Annotated in this window: 14 protein-coding genes; 11 read left to right on the forward strand and 3 right to left on the reverse strand. The window is 62.1% G+C overall.

Translation table 11 applies throughout. From position 1 onward, the window contains the following. The first annotated feature begins 126 nt into the window (after positions 1-126). The 4 genes from NKI79_RS01230 (at position 127) to NKI79_RS01245 (ending at position 6722) form a co-directional block, all read left to right on the forward strand. Positions 127-1779, forward strand: a complete 1653-nt coding sequence (locus tag NKI79_RS01230) for an ABC transporter substrate-binding protein (protein WP_352475427.1) — start codon at positions 127-129, stop codon at positions 1777-1779. A 219-nt stretch (positions 1780-1998) separates the two neighbouring features. Beyond that, positions 1999-3033 (forward strand): ABC transporter permease, encoded by a 1035-nt coding sequence (locus NKI79_RS01235; protein WP_352475426.1) that lies wholly within the window; start codon positions 1999-2001, stop codon positions 3031-3033. A gap of 12 nt (positions 3034-3045) precedes the next feature. After that, positions 3046-4203: an ABC transporter permease gene (locus NKI79_RS01240; RefSeq protein ID WP_352475425.1), complete on the forward strand. Its 1158-nt coding sequence runs from the start codon at positions 3046-3048 to the stop codon at positions 4201-4203. A 95-nt stretch (positions 4204-4298) separates the two neighbouring features. Continuing rightward, positions 4299-6722: a dipeptide ABC transporter ATP-binding protein gene (locus NKI79_RS01245; RefSeq protein ID WP_352799441.1), complete on the forward strand. Its 2424-nt coding sequence runs from the start codon at positions 4299-4301 to the stop codon at positions 6720-6722. Positions 6723-6736: 14 nt separating this feature from the next. Here NKI79_RS01245 and NKI79_RS01250 read toward each other — a convergent pair whose 3' ends face one another. Then, positions 6737-7327 (reverse strand): transglycosylase SLT domain-containing protein, encoded by a 591-nt coding sequence (locus NKI79_RS01250; protein ID WP_352799443.1) that lies wholly within the window; start codon positions 7325-7327, stop codon positions 6737-6739. Between the two features lie 218 nt (positions 7328-7545). Here NKI79_RS01250 and NKI79_RS01255 point away from each other — a divergent pair, with 218 nt between their 5' ends. Next, a complete protein-coding gene (locus tag NKI79_RS01255) occupies positions 7546-9084 on the forward strand; it encodes a trimethylamine methyltransferase family protein (RefSeq protein WP_352799445.1) in 1539 nt (512 codons plus the stop codon). 79 nt (positions 9085-9163) lie between these two features. Next, positions 9164-11605 (forward strand): GcvT family protein, encoded by a 2442-nt coding sequence (locus NKI79_RS01260; RefSeq protein ID WP_352799447.1) that lies wholly within the window; start codon positions 9164-9166, stop codon positions 11603-11605. Between the two features lie 105 nt (positions 11606-11710). Here NKI79_RS01260 and NKI79_RS01265 read toward each other — a convergent pair whose 3' ends face one another. Together NKI79_RS01265 and NKI79_RS01270 are read right to left on the reverse strand one after the other, a co-directional pair. Continuing rightward, on the reverse strand, positions 11711-12103 hold the full coding sequence (locus NKI79_RS01265; protein ID WP_352799449.1) for a DoxX family protein: 393 nt from the start codon (positions 12101-12103) through the stop codon (positions 11711-11713). A gap of 156 nt (positions 12104-12259) precedes the next feature. After that, positions 12260-13036 (reverse strand): VOC family protein, encoded by a 777-nt coding sequence (locus tag NKI79_RS01270; RefSeq protein WP_352799451.1) that lies wholly within the window; start codon positions 13034-13036, stop codon positions 12260-12262. A gap of 471 nt (positions 13037-13507) precedes the next feature. Between NKI79_RS01270 and NKI79_RS01275 the strand changes: the two genes are divergently transcribed. The 5 genes from NKI79_RS01275 to NKI79_RS01295 all read left to right on the forward strand — a co-directional run bounded on the left by NKI79_RS01275 (position 13508) and on the right by NKI79_RS01295 (position 17717). Next, a complete protein-coding gene (locus tag NKI79_RS01275; RefSeq protein ID WP_352799453.1) occupies positions 13508-14872 on the forward strand; it encodes an NAD(P)-dependent oxidoreductase in 1365 nt (454 codons plus the stop codon). A gap of 2 nt (positions 14873-14874) precedes the next feature. After that, complete coding sequence (gene preA / locus NKI79_RS01280) at positions 14875-16188, forward strand: NAD-dependent dihydropyrimidine dehydrogenase subunit PreA (RefSeq protein ID WP_352799723.1); 1314 nt, start codon at positions 14875-14877, stop codon at positions 16186-16188. Between the two features lie 108 nt (positions 16189-16296). Continuing rightward, positions 16297-16815 (forward strand): RrF2 family transcriptional regulator, encoded by a 519-nt coding sequence (locus NKI79_RS01285; protein ID WP_352644794.1) that lies wholly within the window; start codon positions 16297-16299, stop codon positions 16813-16815. Positions 16816-16828: 13 nt separating this feature from the next. Beyond that, positions 16829-17287 carry a carboxymuconolactone decarboxylase family protein gene (locus NKI79_RS01290; protein ID WP_352475416.1) on the forward strand — a complete coding sequence of 153 codons (459 nt, stop codon included), beginning with the start codon at positions 16829-16831 and terminating at the stop codon, positions 17285-17287. Positions 17288-17339: 52 nt separating this feature from the next. Continuing rightward, positions 17340-17717, forward strand: coding sequence for a DoxX family protein (locus NKI79_RS01295; protein ID WP_352475415.1), 378 nt, complete (start codon positions 17340-17342; stop codon positions 17715-17717). The last annotated feature ends 22 nt before the right edge of the window (positions 17718-17739 follow it).

Here is a 17739-nt window from a genome sequence, read left to right on the forward strand (position 1 = left end):
ATCGCGCGAACCGCCCTGCTTTCAAAGTTGCACATTCCTTGGCATGTTCCCAATCCGTGCCGTCTTTGACATCATGGCGCGGATGCGGAATGTTAAAAGGCAGAAAGCCAACAATGGGAGTTAGTCATGACGATCTACAAGAGTAACGGCGACCGCGTTCCCGATCACATCCTGGCCATGGCCGAAGACGCCAAGGCAGGCAAGATGGATCGTCGCGAATTTCTGGCTCTCGCCAGCGTCTTCGGAGCCTCGACGGCGATGGCCTATGGCATGCTTGGCCTTGCAGACCCGACGCCGGCCAAGGCGGAAGAGGTCCAGGGCAAGAAAGGCGGCGTGTTGAAGGTCGCGCAATGGATCAAGGATCCGAAGGATCCGCGCAAGTCCGACTGGTCGGAAATCGCCAATGCCGAGCGCCAGGCGCTCGAGCCGCTGGTCAAATATACCACCGAATACACATTCCGCCCCTATCTGCTGGAGAGCTGGGACGTGAATGACGACGCTACCGAATACACGCTGCATGTGCGCAAAGGCGTCACCTGGAACAACGGCGATCCGTTCACCGCAGACGACGTCATCTTCAACCTCAAGCGTTGGGCCGACAAGAAGGCCGAAGGCAATTCCATGCCGGGTCGCCTCGGTTCGCTGGTCAAGGACGACAAGCTGGATGAGAGCGCGGTGACCAAGGTCGACGACCACACGATCAAGCTGACGCTCAGCAAGCCGGATATCGCCCTCATTCCCAACGTGTGCGACTATCCCGGGCTCATCGTCCACAAGACGTTCGATGAAAAAGGCGGCGACTTCAAGTCCTGCCCGATCGGCACTGGGCCGTTCGAGCTGGTCTCCTACGATGTCGGCCAGAAAGTGGTTTACAAGCGCCGCGAAGATAACAAATGGTGGGATGGTGACGTCTTCCTCGACGGCATCGAGTTCATCGACTACGGCACCGATCCGGCGGCCATGGTCAGCGCCTTCGAAGCAGGCGAGGTGCACACCAACTTCGAGACGTCGGCCGACTATGTGTCAATCCTCGACGGCATGGACCTGGTGAAGTCGGAGATTGTCACCGCCTCGACGATCGTCTGCCGCACCAATGTGACCAACAAGCCTTACGGCGACCAGAAGGTTCGCAACGCCCTGCAGCTCGCGGTCGACAACAATGTCGTCCTCCAGCTCGGCTACGGCAATGCCGGCACGGTTGCCGAAAACCACCATGTCGCCCCGATCCATCCGGAATACTACGAACTGCCGAAGATTGCTCGCGACCCGGCAAAGGCGAAGGCGCTGATGGCGGAAGCCGGCCAGGCCGATTTCGAGCACGAGCTGATCACGGTCGACGAGGACTGGCACAAGAATACAGGCGATGCGATCGCCGCGCAGATGCGCGACGCCGGCATCAAGGTGAAGCGTACCGTGCTGCCGGGTTCGACCTTCTGGAACGACTGGACGAAGTATCCGCTGTCGATGACCAACTGGAACATGCGGCCGCTCGGCGTCCAGGTTCTGGCGATCGGCTATCGCACAGGTGAAGCCTGGAACGAGACGGCCTGGTCGAATCCGGAGTGGGATGCCAAGCTCAATGCTGCGCTCGCAGTCGCCGACGCCGCCAAGCGCAAGGAAATGATGAAGGACATCGAGCAGATCCTGCAGGATTCCGGCATTATCATCCAGCCTTATTGGCGCAAGCTCTACAGCCATTCGGTCAAGGCGGTGCAGAACTACAAGATGCACCCGACCTTCGAGCGCGACTATGGCAAGGTCTGGCTCGAGCAGGCCTGACCGGACGATCCGGAAAGGGGCGTCTCGCCCCTTTCCGTCGCTCTTTGCATGATCCATGGACCGGAAGTCGGCGCAGCAAAAAGTTGCGGACTCTTCGGCCGGGGTCTGCAATAAAAAGGGTATTGCATCTGGGACTGGTCTGAAGGCTTGTTCTGCCGCTGGCGGCAGGGCGGCTTGCAAACCGGTTCCAACCCCCAACCCGACCGGCAGGGGACCGCCATGCTTTCTTTCGTTATCAGGCGTCTCGGCACCATGGCATTGACGATGCTGTGCCTGACGATGATCGTCTTCTTCCTGGTCAATCTCGGGCCCAATCTGAAGAAGCTGGCGATCAGCCAGACCGAAATGCACACATCCGCCGAGCAGCTTGAGGCCTGGCTGGTCAACCATGGCTATCGGCAGAATTTCTTTGTCCGCTACGGCCAATGGCTGGGCATCATGCCAAAGCAGCCGGTGACCGACCCGGCGACCGGCAAGCCCGCACAGCGTTTCTCCTTCTGCAACGATCCGGTCGTGCCGACATTCTCCGGCATCCTGCAAGGCGATTTCGGTTGCTCGACGAAGTTCAAGACGACGGTCGCTTCGAAACTCTTCCCGGCGCTCAGCGCCACCGGCATCCTGATGCTCTGCGTGCTGGCCGTGATGGTGCCGGTCTCGCTTTTGATCGGCATTCTCGCCGGCATGCGCGAGGGCTCACGCACCGACCGTACATTGTCGGTGGCTTCGATCGCCTCGACGGCGACGCCCGAATACGTTTCGGGCGTCATCTTCACCGTGATCTTCGCCTCCTGGCTCGGCGTGCTGAACGGTTCGGCGGCCTCGGCCAGCCAGGGCATCACCTTCTACAATTTCACCTTGCCGGTGATGACGCTGGCGATCTACGGCATCGGCTACATCGCCCGCATGACCCGCGCCTCGATGGTGGAGGTGATGACACAGCAATATATCCGAACCGCTCGGCTGAAGGGCCTCTCCTTCGGCAGCGTGGTGATAAAGCACGCTCTGCGCAACGCGCTGATCGCACCGTTCACAGTCATCATGCTGCAGTTTCCCTGGCTGCTCACCGGTGTCGTTATCGTCGAGGTGATGTTCCGCTACCAGGGTTTCGGCTACACGCTGGTCGAGGCCGCCGGCAACAACGACATCGATCTTCTGCTCGGCTGCTCATTGGTCTCGGTGTTTATCGTCCTGATCACACAGCTCATCTCCGATGTCGGCTACGCGTTCCTCAATCCGCGCATCAGAGTTCAATAGGAGACCGGGCGGATGCAGGTCGAATATCTCAGCGCCCTCAACGTCGTACTCGGCGTGCTTGCCCGCTTCTGGCCGGTCTGGATCGCTCTTGCCCTGGTGATGGGAGCGAGCTTCGGCTACAAGAAGAAACTAGGCCTTTACGGCCAGCTTTTCGACAGCGGCGTCGGCATTGTCGGCGTCGGCATCTGCCTGTTCTGGCTGTTTACGGCGATCTTCGCGTCGACCATCTCGCCCTTCGATCCGCTTGCCCAGGTGCCGATCATGAAGGACGCGCTGCCGGGCGCGATCGAGCCGGCGTCGAAACTTATATACTATTTCGGCGGCGACAAGCTCGCCCGCGACGTGTTCTCCCGCATGGTCTATGGCAGCCAGATCGTGCTGATCATCGCGCCGGCGGCGACCGGTTTTGCGCTGATGGTCGGTATTACGCTCGGCCTGCCGGCCGGCTATTATGGCGGCAGGATCGATACGGTGCTGTCCTTCCTCGCAAACCTTGTGCTGGCCTTCCCGGTGATCTTGCTGTTCTACCTACTGGTGACGCCGGGCATCATGGACACGCCGATCCCCTACGCGATGGCAGGGCTGTTCTTCCTGTTTCCGATCATCTTCTTCAGTGTGCTGTTCTGGACGCGCTACAAGAACCGTCCCGACCGCCTCTATATCCTGCTTGGCCTGACGTTGGTACTTGGCGGCTGGATCTATGCCGGCCTTGTCTTCGATGCCGATCCGTTCAAGATCATCCACATCGATCCCAACCAGCTCAACATCTTCGTGGCGGTGGTGTTCGCCTCCAGCCCGGGCGTGTTCCGCATCGTGCGCGGCCTGGTCATGGACATCAAAACGCGTGACTATGTTGCGGCGGCGCAGACGCGCGGTGAATCGCCCTGGTACATCATGCTGTGGGAGATATTGCCCAATGCGCGCGGGCCGCTGATCGTCGACGCCTGCCTGCGCATCGGCTACACTACGATCCTGCTCGGCACGCTCGGCTATTTCGGGCTGGGACTGGCGCCGGAAAGCCCGGACTGGGGCACGGCGATCAAGGATGCAAGCCGGCTGCTGCGCTCCTTCATCCACCCGGCGCTGCCGCCGACGATCGCGTTGATGTCGTTCGTGCTCGGCCTCAACCTCCTGGCGGATTCGCTGCGCGAACAGTCTATGAAAGATTGATGCCGGGAAAGATTGATGCCGGGAAAGATTGACGGCGGGAAGACCGAGGCCGGGTTCGGCCCGACGTGCCTGAAGAACAAGGATTGGAGCGACCCATGAATGAGGCAGTTCGAAATCCCGCCAAGCCGACCAATGGGCCGACCAATGAGCCGATCATCGAGATCGAGAACCTGTCGATCTCCTTCTTCACCCGTAAGGGCGAGATCCCGGCGGTCATGGATTTTTCGTGCACCGTCATGCCCGGCGAGGCAATGGGCATCGTCGGCGAATCCGGTTGCGGCAAGTCGACCGTGTCGCTCGGCATCATGCGCGACCTCTCCAACATCGGAAAGATCGTCGGCGGAAAGATCAAGTTCCAGGGCAAGGACATGGGAGAACTGTCCGACGAGGAACTGCGCGCCATCCGCGGCAACAAGATCGCCATGATCTACCAGGAGCCGATGGCCAGTCTGAACCCGGCAATGAAGGTCGGCCAGCAGCTGATGGAAGTGCCACTGATCCACGACAAGGTGTCGAAGGACGAAGCTTATAAACGCGCCTTGGAAATGGTGCGCGCGGTGAAGCTGCCGGATCCCGAACGCATGATGCGTTCCTATCCGCACCAGCTTTCGGGCGGCCAGCAGCAGCGCATCGTTATTGCCATGGCGCTGCTGTCGAAGCCGGCGCTGCTCCTGCTCGACGAGCCGACGACAGCGCTCGACGTGACGGTGGAAGCCGGCATCGTCGACCTGGTCAAGGGGCTGGGCGAGAAGTTCGGCACCTCGATGATCTTCGTGTCGCACAATCTCGGGCTGATCCTGGAGACCTGCGACCGCATTACGGTGATGTATTCGGGCGAAGCGGTGGAGACCGGCAAGATCAAGGACGTCTTCGACCGGATGCGCCATCCCTACACGCAAGGCCTGTTCCGCTCGATCCCGCTGCCCGGCGCCGACAAGAATTCGCGGCCGCTGATCTCGATCCCGGGGCAGTTGCCGCTGCCGCACGAGCGGCCGAAGGGCTGCAATTTCGGCCCGCGCTGCCACCATTTCGTCGAGGGCGTCTGCAACGCCGCCGAAATTCCGATGATCGCGGTCGAAGGCCATGACGGGCATTTCTCGCGCTGCGTGCGCTTCAACGAGATCGACTGGGAGGCGCTGCCGCCCGGCGCCAAGAAGGTCAACGAGCGCGTGGTGCCCGGTGCGCCGGTGCTCCAGATCGAAGACCTCAGGAAGTATTACAAGGTCGGCGGCAGCGAAGTGTTCGGCTCGAGCGAGGGCCGCGTCGTCAAGGCCAACGAGACGATCTCCTTCATGGCCCGCGAATCCGAGACCGTCGCTATCGTCGGCGAATCCGGCTGCGGAAAATCGACCCTGGCCAAGGTGCTGCTCGGCCTCGAAACGGCGAGCTCCGGCCGCGTTAAGCTCGGCAACAAGGAGATCCAGTCGACCGGGATCGAGAAGCGCAGCGTCGACACGGTGTCATCGATCCAGATGGTGTTCCAAAATCCGTTCGACACGCTCAATCCCAGCCATTCGGTCGGTTCGCAGATCATCCGTACGCTGGAAAAGTTCAATGTCGGCAACACGGTGGCCGACCGCCGCAAGCGGATGCTGGAGTTGCTCGACCTGGTGAAGCTGCCGAGGGCGTTCGAGTCGCGCAAGCCGCGCCAGCTTTCAGGTGGTCAGAAACAGCGCATCGGCGTGGCGCGGGCTTTTGCAGGCGACGCCAAGGTGGTGGTGGCCGACGAGCCGGTCTCGGCATTGGATGTGTCAGTGCAAGCGGCGGTGACCGAGCTGCTGATGGATATCCAGCGCAAGAACAAGACGACGATGCTGTTCATCAGCCACGATCTGTCGGTGGTGCGCTACATCGCCGACCGCGTCGTCGTCATGTATCTCGGCTATATCGTCGAGCAAGGCACGACCGACCAGATCTTTTCGCCGCCCTATCACCCCTACACCGAGGCGCTGCTGTCGGCGATCCCGATCGCCGACACCAGCGTGGTGAAAAGGCACATCGTGCTTGAAGGCGACATTCCGTCGGCGATGAACCCGCCCTCGGGCTGTCCGTTCCAGACGCGCTGCGGCTATAAGAAGCTGGTGCCGGACAATCTTTGCGAAACCAAGGTGCCGCCGGTCAAGCACCTCGGCGCCGGCCATATGAGCCTGTGCTGGTTGGCCGACGACGTGCTGGCGAAAATGGAGCCGGTGATCAAATTCGACAAGGAGCACGCCGCGAATGAGGGCGTGCCGGACGATGCGCCGCACGGTACTGGTCCGGGCTTTGCCGGTGATCCGCCCAAGCGTCCACACGGCAAGACCGGCAGCGCGGAAGCCGATGCCGAGGGCGAGGTAGCGGAGAATGGAGAAGCGGTCGCCAAAGCCCGCCGTCATGAGGTTCGCGACGAGGTTTCAGAGACCGGCGGCACCTCAAGCTCTGCCGATAGCGCGTCGGCACCAATCATGCCGCCGACAGTCGGCGACGGCCGCCAGGCGGACGACGCCACGCGCAAGCCACGCAAACCCAAGGGCGGCTGAGAGCCGTTAGTAGGCTAGGGCGCGCATTGCCGTAGCTGAGCGGCGTAGTCCTGCGCCATCTGCTCCGTGGCGTGCGCATAGCGCTGCACGTCGGCGTCGCCGCGACTGCCGCGCTTGTAGGCATTCCAGCCGAGATAGTAGGCGAGATACAGATTGTATGTGTCGTTGCGGGCGACGCCGAGCGTGTCGGCGGTCTTGGAATGATACCAGCCGACAAAATCGACGGCATCGGCAAACCGGGTGCGGCGCGCCGCCCAGCTGCCGGTCTCGTTCTGGTATTGCGCCCAGGTCCCGTCGAGCGCCTGCGAGAAGCCGGTGGCGCTGGAGATATGTTTCCAGGGAATGAAGCCCAGCAGCTTGGTGCGCGGCGGCCTGGCATTGCTCTTGAAGCCGGACTCCTTGCGCACCGTCGCCATCAGCACGGGGACCGGCACACCGTACTTCTGCTCGGTGCGTTGTGCCGCCGCCTGCCAATTGTCGAACCAGCCGTCATTCTGGTCGAAAACGGCGCACACATCGTTGATGTGGTTCGGCGGCGTCGCGCAGGCCGAAAGCGTCAGCGGCACGGCAATCGCTACAATTTTACTAAAACTCGACCTACGCATTGGAAAAGCATTAGGCCGAAAACATAAAAGGAATCTTGCTGTCTTCCTTAACGGCTCATCGGCCGCTTTGGCCGACACTGAGCAGGTATAAACATTCCGACGTTTGCTGTCGCTTTTACCGACGTGAAATTCCCACAATGGCGCCTTGGCTAAAATCACGCCCGCAGGTGGCGGATTCTTGACAGCCCGACGCTCATCCCGGCGCTTTGATGCGCCGCATGAGCGAACCAAGACGCAAGCGCGGCGCCGAGCGAACCAGCAACAGGGGACCGACCGCCATCCCCCAACTGCCGCTCAGGCGGGTGACAAACCCTTATCCGCCGATGGCGATGCTGTCGGCCGACCAGATCGAGGCAATCCATGAAGCCTCTATGCATATTTTGGAGAATTTCGGCATCGAGGTGATGAGCCAGCGGGCCCTGTGGCTATTCGAGAAGGCCGGGGCCAAGGTCGATCATGCCTCGATGAACGTCCGCATCGATCGCGGCTTGATCGAGGAAGCGCTGAAGACGACACAGTCCAGCTATGCGCTTACGCCGCGCAATCCCGCCCATGCCGTCCACCTCGGCGGCAATACCATCAACTTCACGCTTGTCGCCGGGCCGCCGAATGTACACGACATGGAGCGCGGCCGCCGTGCCGGCAATCTGCGCGATTATTCCGATCTCGTCCGGCTGGCGCAGCATTTCAACTGCATCCACATGCTCGGCAACCAGGTCTGCGCGCCGGTGGAGCTGCCGGCGAATTCCCGTCACCTCGACACCTATTTCGCCAATCTGACACTGACCGACAAAAGCTTTCACGTCTCGGCCATCGGCCGCGGCAGGGCGCTCGACGGCATCGAAATGATGGCAATCGCGCGCGGACTGACGGTTGACGAGATGCGCGACGATCCCGGCGTCACCACGATCATTTCGGTCAACTCGCCGCGTCGCTTCGACGAGATGATGGCCGAGGGACTGATGACCATGGCCGAATTCGGCCAGTCGGTGGCGGTGACGCCGTTCACGCTGATGGGAGCGATGAGCCCGGTGACGCTTGCCGGGGCGCTCGCCCAGCAGAATGCCGAGGCGCTGTTCGGGGTGGTGCTGACGCAGCTCGTCCGCCCCGGCGCGCCGGTGATGTATGGCGCCTTCACCTCCAATGTCGACATGAAGTCGGGTGCACCGGCCTTCGGTACGCCTGAAAACACCAAGGCGAACATCGCATCCGGACAATTGGCGCGGCGTTACAAGCTGCCTTACCGCACGACACCGGGCTCGGCTTCCAATGCCGCCGACGCGCAAGGCGCTTATGAGACGCTAATGGCGCTGTGGGGCGCGGTGCTCGGCCATGGCAACCTCGTCTACCATGCCGCCGGCTGGCAGGAGGGCGGGCTGACTGCATCGTTCGAAAAGTTCATCATCGACGTCGAGATGATCCAGCACATGATGGAGTTTTTGCGCCCAATCGAAGTCAACGAGGCCGAGCTCGCCGTCGAAGCTCTGGGTGCGGTGCCGACCGGCGGCCACTTCTTCGGCGAGCCGCACACGTTGGAACGCTACGCCACGGCCTTCTACCAGCCTATGCTGTCCAACTGGCAGAATTTCGAGGCTTGGCAGGAAGCTGGTGGGCTAGACGCCACGGCGCGAGCGACAAGGCTGTGGAAGAAGGCGCTGGAGGACTATGTCGAGCCGGTGATGGAAATCTCCAGGCGCGAGGCGCTGGAGGCTTACCTGGTCAAGCGCAAGGAAGCGATCGGGGCAGGCGAGCCTTAAGCGCCACTCTTATCGGATTCCTTTTCTTCTCCTTCAGAATCATAAAACCCGTCCAACTCTTTGAAATGACGAGAATCCCATGAAATCACATGCAAAGGTTGTGGTTATCGGCGGTGGCGTTGTCGGGTGCTCCGTACTGTTCCATCTCGCCCGCCATGGCTGGACCGATGTCGTTCTATTGGAGCGCGACGAGCTGACCTCCGGCTCGACCTGGCACGCGGCCGGCGGAATGCACACGATCAATGGCGATCCCAACGTCGCCAAACTGCAGAAATACACGATCTCGCTCTACAAGGAGATCGAGGAACTGTCGGGGCAGGCGACCGGCGTGCATCTGACGGGCGGCGTGCTGCTGGCCGCCACCGAGGGACGGCTCGACTGGTTGCGTGGCGTCGTCGCCAAGGGCCGCTATCTCGGCATCGAGCTGGAGGAGATCTCGCCTGATGAGGCGGCCGAATTGATGCCGCTCATCGATCCCAGGCAGTTCGTCGGCGCGGTGCGCAACAAGGAGGACGGCCATCTCGATCCGTCGGGCGTGACCCACGCGTATGCCAAGGCCGCGCGCAAGCTCGGTGCCGAGGTCGAGCGTTTCACCAAGGTCGAGGACATCGTGCGGCGCGCTGACGGGCTGTGGCGCGTCATTACCAACAAGGGCGAGGTGGTGGCCGAACATGTGGTCAACGCGGGCGGCCTGTGGGCGCGCGAGGTCGGCCGCATGGTCGGGCTGGAGCTGCCGGTGCTGGCGATGGAGCACATGTACCTGATCACCGAGGACATGCCGGAAGTCGCCGCCTGGAACCAGAAGACCGGTACGGAGATCATCCATGCAGTCGATTTCGATGGCGAGCTGTATCTGCGCCAGGAGCGCGGCGGCATGCTCATGGGCACTTACGAAAAGGCCAACAAGCCATGGTCCGAGTTCCAGACGCCATGGAATTTCGGCCACGAACTGCTCGAACCCGACATCGACCGCATCGCACCGTCGCTGGAGGTTGGCTTCCGGCATTTCCCGGCGTTCCAGAACACCGGCATCAAGCAGATCATCAACGGACCCTTCACCTTCGCGCCGGACGGCAATCCGCTGGTCGGGCCGGTGCGCGGCCTGCCGGGGTTCTGGGTGGCCTGTGGTGTCATGGCGGGGTTCTCGCAGGGCGGCGGCGTCGGGCTGGCGCTGTCGAACTGGATGATCGAAGGCGATCCCGGCGCCGATATCTGGGCGATGGATGTGTCGCGCTACGGTGACTGGGCCACGATGGCCTACACCAACGCCAAGGTGCGCGAAAACTATTCGCGGCGGTTTTCGATCCGCTTCCCAAACGAGGAATTACCGGCCGGCCGGCCGCTCAAGACGACACCGATCTACGATCTGTTGTCGGCGAAGGGCTCGCAGTGGGGGGTCGCCTATGGGCTGGAGGTGCCGCTGTGGTACGCGCCCGAAGGCGTCAAAGACGAATTCTCCTGGCGCCGCTCGAGTGATTTCGAGCATGTCGCGAAAGAGGTGGAGACGGTTCGGCAACGCGTTGGTCTGTCGGAAATCTCGTCATTCGCCAAATACAAAGTAACTGGCGAGGGCGCTGCAGCCTGGCTCGACCGCTTGCTGGCCTGCAAGCTGCCAAGGCCCGGACGCATGACGTTAGCGCCGATGCTGAAGGCAGACGGCAGGCTGATCGGCGATTTCACGCTGGCCAATCTCGGCGGTCCAAATTGTGCAAGTAAGGATTGGTTCCTGGCCGGCAGCGGTGTCGCCGAGCAGTACCACATGCGCTGGTTCGAAGCGCATCTGCCGAAGGACGGCTCTGTCAGCATCGAGGCGCTGGGAGCAAAACTCACCGGCCTGTCGATCGCCGGGCCGAGCGCGCGGAAGCTTCTTGAAAAGGTCACACGATCTGACGTGTCGAATGCGGCCTTTCCATTCATGGCCATCAGCAGGATGGATATCGGCATGGCGCCGTGCCTAGTCGGGCGCGTCAGCTACACCGGCGACCTCGGCTACGAAATCTGGGTGGCGCCGGAATATCAGCGTGCCGCTTATCAGGCGCTGATGGCGGCGGGCGAGGAATTCGGCATCGGCCTGTTCGGCTCGCGCGCGCTCAATGCGCTGCGGCTCGAGAAGAATTACGGCTCATGGGCGCGCGAATACCGGCCGATCTACGGGCCGCTGGAGGCCGGCCTCGACCGCTTCGTCGCCTACGGCAAGCAGGCCGATTTCATCGGCAAGCAGGCGGCGCTGGCCGAGCGCAAGCAAGGCGGCAGACTGCGGCTGCGGGCCTTTGTCGTCGATGCTGCCGATGTCGACGTCATCGGCGACGAGCCAATCTGGTATGGCGGCGCCGTGCGCGGCTGGGTCACGTCGGGTGGCTACGCGCATCATTCAAAAAAGTCCGTCGCCATCGGCTATGTGCCGAAAGAGATCGCCGATGAGGCCTACGGTTTCGAGATTGAGCTTCTGGGCAAACGCCACGCCGCGCGCATGCAGCCGACCCCGCTGTTCGACGCGAATTTCGAACGGATGAGAGGGTGAGGAACCGGTTCGCACAGCGAATTCGCCGTGCCGGTGGCACGGCGAAAGGTTCCGAATGCCGGGGAGCTGTCGGAGGCAGCGGGCCCACGGCCGGGAGACGGTGAATTACGAAGCCCGGCGGTTGTCCAGCGCCAGGGCGCCGGCGCCGGCGAACACCAGATAGAGGAAGATGAAGCAGAACGATATTGCCGCATCGCCGCCGTTGTTGACCGGGAAGAAGTCGCGCGGCATGTGCGCCATGAAATAGGCGATCGCCATCTCGCCGCTGAGAAGGAATGCCACCGGCCTGGTGAAAAGCCCCAATACCAGCAGGATGCCGCCGGCGAATTCCAGGATGGCCGCAGTCAGCGACAGCCCGCTCAGGGTGCCGGCAGGGTCGCCGACAGGGAAATTGAAAAGTTTCTGAGTGCCGTGCTCGATGAACTGCAGCGCCGTCATGATGCGCAAGGCGGCAAGAGCGAACGGTTGATATCCGGCCAGGCCTTCGAAAAGCTTCATCTACGACTCCATTTTCACCTCGCCCGGCCATAGGTCATCGCCAAAGGCCGGACCATTCACATGATCCGGCCTGCCATCAACTGTCGGTGAGTGAGTCGTGAGAAGTGCTGCAGCCTTGGGGCCGCACCAAGGCGGCCCCGCAATTGGCGCGGCCTGTTACCGCGTCGGTGCCATTAGCGCGAAATGGGCGCCTTGCGGGTCCGTGCACTGCACGATCCAGCTGCCGCCGGGAACCTCCATCGGACCCATGAGGATCTTGCCGCCATCGTCGGTGACACGCTTGGCTGCCGCGTCGATGCCGGGCACGTTGAAATAGAACTGCCAGACCGGCGCCGGGATCTGCTCGGGTTTGTTCATTATGCCGCCAACGGGCTCGCCGCCGAAGGCGAAAAGCTGGTAGACGCCCATCGGACCCATATCCATGGCGTCGCCCTTCTCCCAGCCGAACTGGCTGGAATAGAAATCGAACGCCGCCTTCGAGTCTGACGTGTAGAGCTCATGCCAGCCGATGTTGCCGGGTGTCGTCAACGGTAGAGGCGGCTGGTCGGGGCCGCTGGGCTGCAGGAAGTTGAATATCGCGCCTTGCGGGTCGGCAACGACGGCGAAGCGGCCGACGCCAGGAATGTCGTCGGGCTCGCGGTGAACCGCGCCACCAGCCTTCTTGAGGGACGCCGTTGCGGCATTGACGTCCCCGGTGAGGATATAACCGATCCAGGCCGGCGGCATGCCCATCTTGCGCGCGTCCTCGGGCAGCGTCATCAGCCCGCCGACGCCGCGCTCGCCGACATTCATGACGATATAGCGCGGCATGCCCGGGGCGCCTTCGAAAGGCTGCCCCCTCCAGCCCACTACCGAGGTGTAAAACGCCTCGGCGGCGTCGAGATCGGTGGTCATCAACTCGTACCAGAAGAAGGGCATCGGGGACTGTGGCATTGTCGTGCTCCTTGCGGTTTGTACATCGATCATGCGCGATCCATTCTAGGACGATCTTCGCGACGAAAATCAGACAGCGGCCAAAAAAGTTATGGCGCACAGCCCGTGGCCTGCGCGCTTTGTGTTTGGATTTTCCTACAGCGGAGGATCTTCGGTCTATACCACCCGGCTGGAACGCCGGCGGCCTATATCGCTCGTGGCGGCTTAGCCGGCGAGACGTGCATCCGCATGGTTGTTATGCGTTTCTTCCTCGTTCGCGGGGGATGGCATCAAGTGCTCAAGCTTATGCAAGCGCCTAGCGCCGACGAAGCGGCATTTCGGCCTTTCGACAGAGCCATCAGGCAGCTCAAAATATGAGTTTGATTATCATGTTTGTTGAACCGTTCCAGCGGCTTGCGCCGAAAATTGACCAATTGATAAAAAAATAAAACGTGCTAGCCTTCCCCAAAACAAGAACATGGGGAACTGACGATGCCAGAAGGCCAGTTCAAGCAAGGCATTGCCGGCGGGCGACTTTCGCCGGAACAATATGCCGACAATTTTTCCGATCTGCATCCGCCGCTCGATCATCACGAGGCGCTGGTCGAATCCGACCGCTGCTATTTCTGCTACGACGCGCCGTGCATGAATGCGTGCCCGACCTCGATCGACATCCCGCTGTTCATCCGCCAGATCGCGACCGGCAATCCGATCGGCTCGGCCAAGACGATCTTCGACCAGAATATTTTGGGCGGCATGTGCGCCCGCGTCTGCCCGACCGAGACGCTGTGCGAAGAGGTCTGCGTGCGCGAGGTGGCAGAAGGCAAGCCGGTGCAGATTGGTCGCCTCCAGCGCTACGCCACCGATGTCGCGATGGCCGAAAACAAGCAGTTCTACAAGCGCGCCGAACCGACCGGCAAGACGGTCGCCGTGGTCGGCGCCGGACCGGCCGGGCTTGCGGCCGCGCATCGGCTTGCCCGCCACGGCCACGACGTGACCATCCTGGAAGCCCGGCCAAAGCCCGGCGGGCTCAATGAGTACGGTATCGCGGCCTATAAGAGCGTCGACAATTTCGCTCAGGCCGAAGTCGACTATGTCACGTCGATCGGCGGCATCGACATCCAGAACGGCAAGGCGCTCGGCCGCGATTACCAGCTGTCGGACCTGACCAGGAATTACGATGCGGTGTTCCTCGGCATGGGGCTTGGCGGCGTCAATGCCTTGCGGGCGGACGGCGAGGAGGCGCAAGGCGTCACCAACGCCGTCGAGTTCATTGCCGAGCTTCGTCAGGCCAGTGATCTGGCCAGCCTGCCGGTCGGACGGCGTGTTGTTGTCATCGGCGGCGGCATGACGGCGATCGACGCGGCGGTGCAATCGAAGCTGCTCGGTGCCGAAGAGGTGACGATCTGCTATCGGCGCGGCCCGGAGCACATGAATGCCTCCGAATTCGAGCAGGATCTGGCTGCCGCCAATGGCGTCATCATCCGGCACTGGTTGCAGCCGAAGCGGGTCATTGCCGATGCCGGCAAGGTGTCGGCGATCGAGCTCGAATACACCGCGATGGACGGCGACCGGCTCGTCGGCACCGGCGAGCGGCTGACACTGACTGCCGATCAGGTGTTCAAGGCGATCGGCCAGAGCTTTGTCCCGGCTGCGCTCAACGGCAGCGGAGCCTTGCTTGCCCTGGAAGCCGGCCGCATCAAGGTCGACGCGGAAGGGCGCACCTCGCTGGCCAATGTCTGGGCTGGCGGCGACTGCATTTTCGGCGGCGACGACCTGACTGTTTCAGCCGTCGCGCAAGGCCGCGATGCGGCGGAGAGCATTCATCGGGCACTGACCTCGAACGGGAGGGCATGAGCATGGCAGACATCCGCAACAATTTCGTCGGCATCAAGTCGCCGAACCCGTTCTGGCTGGCCTCGGCGCCGCCGACCGACAAGGCTTACAACGTCATCCGCGCCTTCAAGGCGGGCTGGGGAGGCGTGGTGTGGAAGACGCTCGGGGAAGAGGGCCCACCGGTGGTCAACGTCAACGGGCCACGCTATGGCGCGATCTGGGGCGCCGACCGTCGTCTGCTCGGCCTCAACAACATCGAGCTGATCACCGATCGCGACCTGCAGGTCAATCTGCGCGAGATCAAGCAGGTCAAGATGGACTGGCCCGACCGGGCAATAGTCGTCTCGCTGATGGTGCCGTGCGAGGAGCATGCCTGGAAGGCGATCCTGCCGGTGGTCGAGGAGACCGGCGCCGACGGCATCGAACTCAATTTCGGCTGCCCGCATGGCATGTCGGAACGCGGCATGGGTGCGGCGGTCGGCCAGGTGCCGGAATACATCGAAATGGTGGTGCGCTGGTGCAAGGCCAACACCCGCATGCCTGTCATCACCAAGCTGACGCCCAACATCACCGACATACGCAAGCCGGCACGCGCTGCCCTTGCCGGCGGCACCGACGCGGTGTCGCTGATCAACACCATCAACTCGATCACCGGCGTCAATCTTGATAGTTTCGCGCCGGAGCCGACGATCGACGGCAAGGGTTCGCATGGCGGCTATTGCGGCCCGGCGGTGAAGCCGATCGCCATGAACATGGTGGCCGAGATCGCGCGCGATCCGGAAACGATGGGCCTGCCGATCTCCGGCATCGGCGGCATCACCACCTGGCGTGACGCCGCCGAATTCATGGCGCTCGGCGCCGGCAATGTGCAGGTGTGCACGGCGGCGATGACCTATGGCTTCAAGATCGTGCAGGAGATGATCGCCGGCTTGGAAAACTGGATGGACGAGAAGGGCCATGCCTCGCTGGACGACTTCGTCGGCCGCGCCACCCCCAACGTCACCGACTGGCAGTATCTCAACCTCAACTACGTCGCCAAGGCGCATATCGACCAGGACGCCTGCATCAAATGCGGCCGCTGCCACATCGCCTGCGAGGACACCTCGCACCAGGCGATCACCAGCATGGTCGACGGCGTCAGGCATTTCGAGGTGATCGAGGCCGAATGTGTCGGCTGCAATCTCTGTGTCAATGTCTGTCCGGTCGAGAATTGCATCACCATGGAGCCGCTGGCGGCCGGCGTGATCGACCAGCGCACCGGCAGGCCGGTGTCGCCGATCTATGCCAACTGGACGACGCATCCGAACAATCCGATGGCCAAGGTGGCGGCGGAGTAGCGAACAGCGCGTTGTGGGAAAGCGGCACCTGCGGGCGCCGCTTTTTCAAATAGATATTGCGGATGCTTCTTATCCAGGATAACATGTATCCATGAATAGGAGAGCGAAATGAAGCTGGGCGAGGGCGTCGAAGCGGCCATCCACTGCGCCGCCATGCTAGCCGGCATGGAAGGCGCGGCGACTATGCCGGGTGCTGCCATGGCGGAAGCGTTCGGGCTGTCGCCGAGCTATCTGCTTAAGCATCTCAACATGCTGACAACGTCGGGCATTCTGGAATCGGTGCCGGGGCCATACGGCGGCTACCGGCTGGCGCGGCCGGCGGAACGCATAACGCTGCTCGATATCGTGCTGGCCGTCGAGGGGCGCGAACCGGCCTTCCGCTGCGCCGAAATCCGCCAGCGCGGCCCAGCGAAGCTCGATGCCTCGGTCTATGTCAAACCTTGCGGCATCAACGTAGCCATGCTGAAGGCCGAGCGCGCCTATCGCGCCGCGCTCGCCGACGCCCGGCTGTCCGACATCGTTGCAGAATACACGGCCGATGCCGATCCCCGTTCGATCGCCGCGAACTGCGCCTTCGTCGAGCGCCATCAGCGGCCGCAGAAATCAAGTTCAACCAAGCAAGCATGAAAGGCTACAGACGATGAAACAGAGGCTGCAATTTTTCGGCGCGGCGCCGGAGATCATGAAGGCGGTGTCGGCGCTCAACAAGGCAGTCGACGAATGCGGGCTCGAAAAAAGCCTGTTGCATCTGATCAAGCTCAGGGCGTCGCAGATCAATGGCTGCTCGTATTGCGTCGAGATGCATAGCCGCGAAGCGCGCCGCGACGGCGAAAGCGAGCAGCGGCTCTATCTGGTCTCCGCCTGGAAGGAATCGCCGCTGTTTTCCGAGCGCGAACGCGCTGCCTTCGCCTGGACCGACGCGCTGACCAGGATCGCCGACAACGATATTTCGGACGAACTCTATGCAAGGACGCTCGAGCATTTCTCGGAAGAGGAGCTGGTCAAGCTGTCGGTTGCGCTCGGCATGATCAACACCTGGAACCGGCTTTGCGTTCCGTTCCATGCAATCCATCCGATGCCGGCGGTCATGGCCGCTTGAGAACCAGGCGCGCGGCCGTCGGCCCCGCGCCTCTTTTCCAAGGACCGACAGCATGTTTTCAAGCTTTAATAATGAGATCCTATTCGCCGCCCGCCTGCTGCTTGGCGGCGCCTTTGTCTTTGCCGGCCTACGCAACATTCAGAACGCGGCGTTGGTGAGCCAATTGATGACGACGCGCGGCGTGCCGCAGGCGCGGCTGGTGCTGTGGCTGGGGATCGTCCTGCAAATCATCGCCGGAGCGCTGGTGATCGCAGGCATCTGGACCGCTCTGGCGGCGGCATGCCTGATCCTGTTCCTGATTGTCGCTACGCCGATGTTCCATAACTTCTGGGATCATCAGGGCCCGGAGCGCGCGTCCCGCATCAATGGCTTTGTCGGCAACGTGGCGTTGACCGGAGGATTTCTGGCGCTGATCGCGCAACCGCTTTGACAACGACCGTCGCCTGGGGCAG

Source organism: Mesorhizobium sp. M0340 (genome assembly GCF_040321535.1).
Lineage (GTDB): Bacteria > Pseudomonadota > Alphaproteobacteria > Rhizobiales > Rhizobiaceae > Mesorhizobium.